The organism is Flavicella sp., assembly GCF_029238425.1.
Lineage (GTDB): Bacteria > Bacteroidota > Bacteroidia > Flavobacteriales > Flavobacteriaceae > Flavicella.
Window position 1 is genome coordinate 1 of record NZ_JAQWGB010000021.1, and the last position, 8,050, is coordinate 8,050.

An 8,050-nucleotide genomic window follows, 5' to 3' on the forward strand; every position below is an offset into this window, starting at 1 on the left:
AGCATTAGACAAAGCAAACATAAGTATCCCTTTCCCTCAAAGAGACGTTCATATGATATCTGAGTCTTAGGCGATAAAATCATTTATCAATTATTCAGTATCTTTATTTCTCACCTAGCTAACTTTACTATGAAAAATTTACTATTATTCTCAATCTCTGTTGCGGTTTTGATTTCTTGTAAAACTGAAAAAAAATCAGAACAGAACATCATCCATTCAAACACACATGATGAAATCTCTGCTTCTGACGAAGGATATGCCACAAACGTATATTTTGGAGACACACACTTGCATACAGAATTATCAATGGATGCCGGTGCCTTTGGAAACAGAATCGGTTTAGATGAAGCGTACAAATTCGCAAAAGGAGATGCTGTCACTTCTTCTTCAGGTCTTACAGCAAAACTTTCAAGACCATTGGATTTCTTGGTTGTTGCGGATCATTCTGATGGTATGGGCATTTTCCAAGCTTTATTTAATAAAGATGAGTGGATCATGAAGTACCCACAAGGTAAAAAATGGAGTAAATTAATAGAGGAGGGCAAAGGAGGAGAAGCCGCAATCGACCTAATAAAGAATTTTTCACAAGGAACTATGGAAATGAACCCTATTGATCCAACTTTAATGAGATCAGTTTGGGACATGACTGTTGATGCTGCTGAAAAATATAATGAACCTGGTAAATTTACAGCATTCATAGGTTATGAATGGACTTCATTAATTGCCGGAAACAACCTTCATAGAGTTGTTATCTATAGAGACAATGAAGCTAAGACAAGAGGACATATTCCATACACAAATACGCAAAGCTCAGATCCAGAAGATTTATGGACGAACCTAGAGCAATATGAAAAAAACACCAATGGTCAAGTTTTAGCAATTCCACATAATGGCAACTTAAGTAATGGTATCATGTTTATGGAAACGGCTGTTGATGGTAGAGATTTTGACAAAACATATGTAGATCGCAGAATTCAATGGGAACCATTGTATGAAATTACTCAAATCAAAGGTGATGGAGAGGCACATCCATTCCTCTCGCCAAATGATGAATTTGCAGATTTTGAAAATTGGGCATTCGGAAATTTAGACTTATCAGTTGCAAAAACAAATGATATGTTAAAAGGTGAATATGCTAGAGAAGCCTTAAAAACTGGTTTAAAATTAAAAGTAAAACTAGGTACAAACCCATACAAATTTGGTTTTATTGGAAGTACCGATTCACACACTACTTTGGCTACAGCTGATCAAGATAATTTCTTTGGAAAAGCATCAAATGTAGAGCCGTCTAAAGAAAGATGGCACCACCCTTTTATCACATCAGAAAAAGCAAGTATTATGACCTGGCAAACCGTGGCTTCCGGTTATGCTGCTGTATGGGCTAAAGAAAACACAAGAGCATCTATTTGGGACGCCATGAAACGTAAAGAAACTTATGGAACAACAGGTTCTCGAATGCAAATTCGCTTCTTTGGTGGATGGGATTATACAAACGAAGACCTAAAAGGTGACTGGGTAAAAACAGGATATACCAAAGGAGTTCCTATGGGTGGTGACATTAAAAACGGTCTTAACAAAAAACCGAGTTTTTTAATCAATGCATTGATGGATCCAGAATATGGTAGCTTAGATCGTGTTCAAGTAGTAAAAGGATGGATGGACGCAGACGGATCTGTGCACGAAAAAGTATTTGATGTTGCTTGGAGCGGAGACAGAAAGAAGAATAAAAACGGTAAAGTCCCTTCCGTTGGAAACAGCGTGAACTTGAAAGATGCAAGTTGGGACAACTCGATTGGAGCAACTGAATTATCTAAAGTATGGATAGACCCAGAATTTGACCCAACATTAGAGGCATTTTACTATGTTCGTGTCATAGAGATTCCAACTCCAAGATGGACTTTATATGATAAAATTAGATACGGTGCTGAACTGTCAAAAGAAGTTCCATTAACAATGACACAAAGAGGATACACCTCTCCTATTTGGTATTCGCCAAACTAATATTATGAAAAAAATAATTCAAGAACCACTGCTCCATTTTATTTTGATTGGAGCAGTTTTCTTTTTGCTTTATAGCTATACAGGGCATAACTCAGAAAACAAAGATGCCATTATTATTGACACACAAGATTTGGAAGAAATTATTTCTAAATTTGAAATGCAATGGAGCAGAACGCCTACCGAAGATGAATTGATATCAATCGTAACCGCGAAGATAGAAGATGAAGTTTTCTATAAAGAGGCTTTAAAAATGAAATTGGATTCCAATGATGAGATCATCAAAAGAAGACTATCTCAGAAAATGAAATCTCTTACAAAAGATATTTCAACAGCAATCCAACCCTCAGAGGAAGAACTTAAAGAGTTTTTCAATGAGAACTTAGAAAAATACCCTACTGATGCAACCTATAGCTTTTATCAGATGTTTTTTAGCCCAGACAAGAGGAAAGAATGGAAAAAAGAAGCCACTCAACTGCTTTCTACCCTTAACAAAACATCATTAAAAGAGGCTTTAACTATGGGAGATCCAATCGCACTTCCACAGCACTTTAACAAAACTACTGAATTCCATATATCACGACAAATGGGATCAGAGTTTACAGCACAGTTAAAAGATTTAAAAACACAACAATGGTTAGGCCCAATTGACTCAGGTTTTGGTACACACTTAGTTTTTATCGAAACTATGGAAACTAAAAAAACAGCCTCTTTTGAATCTGTAAAAGAAAAAGTGACCAGTGATTATTTATACCAAAAACAGAATCAGGTAAAAGCAAGTATCTTGAAAGAGTTTCAAAAAAAATATTCAATAACCTTTGCTATTGATAATCCTAAATTTTCAGAAGCATTTGTATCTAAAATGAAAACTAAAATTATTGAAGATTGAAAAAAGCTATCCTTTTTTTATTTTTAGTTTTTACCTTGAGCCTAAAAGCACATGAGGTTAGGCCAGCCTACCTTCAGCTTACAGAAACTATAGACAATAGTTTTGATGTCTATTTTAAGATACCAAGCCGAGGAACTTCCATTCCAAAACTTAAAGTTGTTTTCCCTTCAGACACCGAATTACTGCAACAAGGACCTCCAAGATTTGCAGATGGTTTTGCAAACTTTAACTTTAAACTTAAGGTAGAAAAGGGGTTGTCTGGAAAAACAATAAGCATTGAAGGACTACAAAAAACTTTAATTGATGTTTTATTAAGGATTGATTATAAAAACGGAGAACAAATGACCTTTATGCTAAAGCCTGATAAAGATAACGTTTTGATTCCAAAAGCATCAACCACCTTGGATGTTATAAAGCTTTATACTGTTTTAGGAATAGAACATATACTAATTGGTTTTGACCACCTGTTATTTGTGCTCTCTCTTCTTATTCTGGCAACAGGAAAATTAAAATTACTCAAAACTATAACCTCTTTTACATTAGCACATAGCATTACTTTAAGCTTAGCTACTTTAGGAATTGCCTCTTTTCCTTCAGCACCTGTGGAAGCTGTAATTGCCCTAAGTATTGTTTTTCTTGCCGCTGAAATTCTTAAAGTACAAAATGGCAACGAAAGTCTTACAAGTAAAAAACCATGGTTGGTAGCCTTTATTTTCGGTTTACTACATGGCTTTGGATTTGCTGGAGCACTGGAAGATATTGGCCTACCGCAACAAGCCATTCCATTTGCACTTGCATTTTTTAATATGGGTGTAGAATTAGGACAGATTATTTTTGTAACCTTTATTTTGTTGATGATAGGGTTGTTTAAAAAAACAAACTTAAACTTCAAAAAAACTCAAAAAGTTATCCCATATGCTATTGGAAGTATTGCCTCCTTTTGGATGCTTGAAAGAGTCATTGGATTTTGGATGTAAAACAAAAAAATCCGCTTGTAACAAGCGGATTTTTTTTTATTTCTGTCTAAAATATATGGTAATAGGAACTCCTTTAAAATCATATATCTCACGAAGTTTATTTTCTAAATACCTTCTGTAAGGTTCTCTAACATACTGAGGTAAATTGGCAAAAAATGCAAACTGAGGAGTATGCGTTGGAAGTTGCATACAGTATTTAATTTTCACAAATTTTCCTTTTACTGCAGGAGGTGTATACTGAGCAATAATCTCCAACATCGTTTCATTCAATTTACTTGTTGGGATTCTACGTTTTTTATTCTCAAAAACCTCCACTGCTGTTTCAATAGCTTTTAACAAACGTTGCTTTGTAACTGTAGAAGTAAAAATAATTGGCACATCTGTAAAAGGAGCAATCTCTCTTCTTACATAAGCTTCAAATTCTTTCATGGTATTGGTTTCCTTATCCACCAAATCCCATTTATTCACAAGAATGACAATTCCTTTTCTGTTTTTCTCTGCCAACCAAAAAATATTTTGGTCTTGTGCTTCAAATCCACGTGTTGCATCAATCATTAAAATAGCAACATCACAATGCTCAATAGCTCTTACCGCACGCATTACAGAATAAAATTCAAGATCCTCAGATACTTTTGACTTTTTTCTAATTCCAGCAGTATCCACCAAATTAAATTTAAATCCAAATCTTGTATACTCAGTATCAATAGCATCACGAGTTGTACCTGCAACATCGGTTACAATATTTCTATCTTTTCCAATCAAAGCATTGATAAAAGAGGATTTCCCAGCATTAGGTCTACCCACAACTGCAAAACGAGGCAGCTCTTCTTTATCTTCAGAATCATCTTCAACAAACTCTTCTGGCTCAGGCATATCTTTTACTAAAGCGTCTAGCAAATCTCCCGTTCCAGAACCATTAATTGCAGAAAAAGTATACAAATCTCCCAATCCTAAATTATAGAATTCAAAGGCATCATTTTCACGCATTGAATTATCTACCTTATTGACAGCTAGAAAAACTGGTTTTTTTGATTTACGCAATAGTTTTGCAACGGCTTCATCTGAAGGAGTTATTCCCTCAGTTACATCTACTACAAAAATAGTAATATCACATTCTTCCAATGCCAATTGCACCTGTTTGCGAATCTCGCCTTCAAACACATCATCAGATCCTACAATATAACCTCCGGTATCAATTAAAGAAAACTCTTTCCCATTCCAATCACTTTTTCCATAGTGTCTATCACGTGTTACTCCACTCACAGAATCAACAATCGCTTCTCTACGTTGAACAAGTCTATTAAATAATGTCGATTTCCCTACATTAGGTCTACCTACGATGGCTACAATAGTATTCATTGTGTTTTAATTTTTTGCAAAATTACGCTTATTTATTTAATAATTAAACTACAAAAAGATTTCATTCAACGTCTCCATTAACAATTTGATAAACACCCTAACATTAACGATACGATTATTTAACAAAAAACCATTTTAGTTTACCATAACATAGCAAGTCTATAACTTTCTATCCACATGTACTCCTTTCTTTTGTGACAAACTTTTATTAACAATCTACAATCTAAAATGAAAAATCTATCAAAATTCACAAAAACAAGTATTGCTATTTTAAGCGCAATGACTTTTTTAACTTCTTGCAGTGAAGACGCAATAAACGGTTTAAACGGAAACGATGGTATCGCTGGACTTAATGGAATAGATGGTGCTAATGGTGTTGACGGTGAAGACCTTCAAACAAAGTTATTTTTTACCGCAAACAAGGTGTCATTCGGTGATGGAGTTCCTGAAATTTCTGCATATGACGCAAATACCAAAACTATTTTCTCTACCAATGCAGAGGCTAAAGAAGTTGAAGTAGTAGACATTACAGACATTGACAACCCAGTAATTGGATCAGCAATTGATGTAACTGCTTTTGGAGGAAATGTAAATAGTGTTGCTGTAAAAAATGGATATTTAGCAATTGCAGTAGAGGCTGTTACTGCTACTGATAATGGAAAAGTGGTGATTTTTGAAACATCAAACTTAACAACTCCATATGCACAAATTGATGCAGGGGCTTTGCCTGATATGGTTACTTTTACACCAGATGGTACATATATTTTATCTGCAAACGAAGGAGAACCAAACGACGATTACACCATAGACCCTAAAGGTTCTATCACTTTAATTGATGTTGCTGCTAAAACAGCTCAAACGATCTATTTTGATAGCTTTAACTCTCAAGAAGCTGCACTAGAAGCGGAAGGATTTAGAGTTTTTGGTCCTGGAGCTGATTTAAGTATGGATGTAGAGCCTGAATACATTACAGTTTCTGATGATTCACAAACAGCATTCATTGCTTTACAAGAAAACAACGGATTGGCTAAATTTGATATTGCTACTGCTACAATAACAGATATTTATCCTTTTGGATTTAAAGATTATTCTGATTATTATTTCGACTTAAGTGATAAAGATGGAAAAATTGGAAATTTTCAAGAGTGGCCAGTAAAAAGCTTTTATCAACCAGATGCTATCGATTATTTTGAATCAAATGGAGCAGGGTATATCATTACTGCAAACGAAGGTGATGCAAGAGATTATGATGGTTATTCTGAAGAAGTAAGAGGTGATGACTTAACACTTGACCCTACTGCATATCCTGATGCTGTTGAATTACAAAAAGAAGAAAACCTTGGACGTTTAAAAGTTACCACTGCAAACGGAGATACTGATGGTGATACTGACATCGATCAAATTTACGGTTATGGAGCACGTTCGTTCTCTATCTGGAACACTTCTGGTGAATTAATGTACGATTCAGGAAATGAACTGACTTTAAGAACCTTTAACCTTTTTGGTTCTTACCCTGAAGGAAGATCGGACGATAAAGGAACTGAGCCAGAAGCGGTAACTACTTTTACACAAGATGGTCATACCTATGCTGTGATTGGTTTAGAAAGAAGTGGAGATGTTTTGGTTTACAATATTACAGATATTTTTAACCCAATTTTTATTCAAAGATTGAACAATACTTCACCAGAAGGATTGTTAATCGTAAATGCAGAAGACAGTCCTAATGGAAAAACATTATTAATTGTTTCTAACGAATTTCCAGATGATGCAACTTTGAATATTTATTCAAAATAAGCAAATAACATTTTATTAAAAGAGCTGCCTAATAGGGCAGCTCTTTTTGTTTTTAATAGAAGGCATCCTTTTATCTAACCTTCTCCTAATCATTGTTTTTTCTTTAAAAACTTGTATCTTACTGTCTTTCAAAACAGATTATGAAAGAAGAAACCAACAGCCCCATTTTTTTAAGACCGAGATTTAGAATTGAACTTGCAAAAAGCAAAACATATCTATTGAATCGTTTTGAGGAAGAATTCAAACGAGCTGATTGTTCTCTAAAAGGAAAAATAGTAGAGGGTCATGTGGTAATTGATGTTTCACCAGAAGAAAACCATTTTTGGTCGCCACAGCTACATTTAGAAATTGAAGCCATGGACACAGAAAACTCGATTGCGAAAGGTTTGTTTGGCCCAAAACCCCAAGTATGGACCTTATTCATCTTTTTACATTCTACAGTTGCTTTTACATTTATCAGCGTACTCATATATGCTTATACCAAATGGACTTTGAAAGAAGATATCACCTTAAGTATTTGGATCCTTATTGTCCTACCTATATTTTGGTTTGTGATGTACTTTTTAGGTCAACTAGGAAAAAAAACAGGTCACTCCCAAATGGAGGACCTGCATAATTTTATGATGAAAGTTTTAGAGGAATAAAATACGCTCTACTACTATTCTTTATATCCGAAACGTTTTAACTGACGAGAATCATTTCTCCAATTCTTATTCACCTTTACATATAAGTCCAAGAATATTTTTTTGTCAAAAAACTTTTCTAAATCTTTTCTCGCCTCAGACCCCACTCTTTTCAACGCGGCACCTTTATGACCAATAATAATTCCTTTTTGTGTTTCACGCTCTACCATAATGATCGCGCGAATTTTAATTATTTTTTCATCTTCAATAAATTCCTCTGTCTCAATCTCTACAGCATAAGGAATTTCTTTTTTGTAATGCATTAATATTTTTTCTCTAATACACTCATTTACAAAAAAGCGTTCTGGCTTGTCAGTCAGTTGATCTTTGGGATAAAACGCAGGAGATTC

7 protein-coding genes are annotated in these 8,050 nt (G+C 34.6%); 5 read left to right on the forward strand and 2 right to left on the reverse strand.

The window, feature by feature from the left end; genetic code table 11:
* The first annotated feature begins 129 nt into the window (after positions 1-129).
* Genes P8H68_RS01420 through P8H68_RS01430 form a run of 3 tightly spaced genes read left to right on the forward strand, consistent with a single transcriptional unit; the run spans position 130 to position 3,864 of the window.
* Positions 130-2,001: a DUF3604 domain-containing protein gene (locus tag P8H68_RS01420; protein ID WP_300320677.1), complete on the forward strand. Its 1,872-nt coding sequence runs from the start codon at positions 130-132 to the stop codon at positions 1,999-2,001.
* Between the two features lie 4 nt (positions 2,002-2,005).
* Positions 2,006-2,887, forward strand: a complete 882-nt coding sequence (locus P8H68_RS01425) for a peptidylprolyl isomerase (RefSeq protein ID WP_300320680.1) — start codon at positions 2,006-2,008, stop codon at positions 2,885-2,887.
* Complete coding sequence (locus P8H68_RS01430; protein WP_300320682.1) at positions 2,884-3,864, forward strand: HupE/UreJ family protein; 981 nt, start codon at positions 2,884-2,886, stop codon at positions 3,862-3,864. Before P8H68_RS01425 ends, P8H68_RS01430 begins: the two co-directional genes overlap by 4 nt.
* 36 nt (positions 3,865-3,900) lie before the next feature.
* On the opposite strand, the gene der is transcribed toward P8H68_RS01430, so the two are convergent.
* Positions 3,901-5,223, reverse strand: a complete 1,323-nt coding sequence (der, locus tag P8H68_RS01435; RefSeq protein ID WP_300320684.1) for a ribosome biogenesis GTPase Der — start codon at positions 5,221-5,223, stop codon at positions 3,901-3,903.
* Between the two features lie 228 nt (positions 5,224-5,451).
* On the opposite strand from der, the gene P8H68_RS01440 reads away from it, so the two are divergent.
* Both P8H68_RS01440 and P8H68_RS01445 read left to right on the forward strand, forming a co-directional pair.
* The gene (locus P8H68_RS01440; protein ID WP_300320686.1) at positions 5,452-7,017 is read left to right on the forward strand and encodes a choice-of-anchor I family protein; all 1,566 of its coding nucleotides are present in this window, start codon (positions 5,452-5,454) and stop codon (positions 7,015-7,017) included.
* Positions 7,018-7,157: 140 nt separating this feature from the next.
* A complete protein-coding gene (locus P8H68_RS01445; RefSeq protein WP_300320689.1) occupies positions 7,158-7,661 on the forward strand; it encodes a GTP-binding protein in 504 nt (167 codons plus the stop codon).
* Positions 7,662-7,675: 14 nt separating this feature from the next.
* On the opposite strand, the gene era is transcribed toward P8H68_RS01445, so the two are convergent.
* Positions 7,676-8,050 (reverse strand): GTPase Era (era, locus tag P8H68_RS01450; protein WP_300320692.1); only part of this gene is annotated, 375 nt, incomplete at its 5' end.